Annotated in this window: 1 pseudogene; it reads right to left on the bottom strand. The window is 61.1% G+C overall.

The window, feature by feature from the left end:
• Positions 1-561, bottom strand: a pseudogene (locus GOB87_RS16535) (IS3 family transposase); the annotation flags it as partial.
• Positions 562-565: the final 4 nt, after the last annotated feature.

The raw sequence follows: 565 nt of genomic DNA, 5'->3' as shown, positions 1-565 counted from the left end.
CCCGCAGGCCCATGATCGCCATGAGCCGCCGGACCCGCTTGCGGCCCACTTCATGTCCCAGGCGGCGCAGATGCCATGTCATCTGCCGTGAGCCATAATAGGGCGTTTCCAAGAACTGGGCGTCGATCAGCCGCATCAGCTCCAGATTGGCCTCGCTCTGTGGCACAGGCCGATAGTAGACGCCCGACCGGTTGAGTTGCAGCAGCGTGCATTGCCGGATTATCGGCAGACGCGCTCGCTTCGGGTCAATCATCTGCCGCCTCTGATCACGCCCAACCGAGCAGAGGCATCGCGTAAAAAATCCCGTTCCACGAGAAGTTCGCCTATCTTCGCGTGCAGTTTCTCCACGTCAGCTGGGCTGACCGGGGGCTCAGCCACCGTCTTCCCGGAAAAGGTCGCCGCCATCCCCTCGATCGCCTGCCGTTTCCACTGGGCGATCATCGTCTGATGTACCCCATGTTTCGAAGCCAGTTCCGCCAGCGTCAGTTCCCCACGGATCGCCTCCAGCGCAACCCGTGACTTGAACTCTGCCGCATACCGTTTCCGCGTAACCTTGCCCATAAAA

Source organism: Acetobacter estunensis, from assembly GCF_011516945.1.
Taxonomy (GTDB): Bacteria; Pseudomonadota; Alphaproteobacteria; order Acetobacterales; family Acetobacteraceae; genus Acetobacter; species Acetobacter estunensis.
This window is presented reverse-complemented; position numbering and strand designations above follow the sequence as displayed.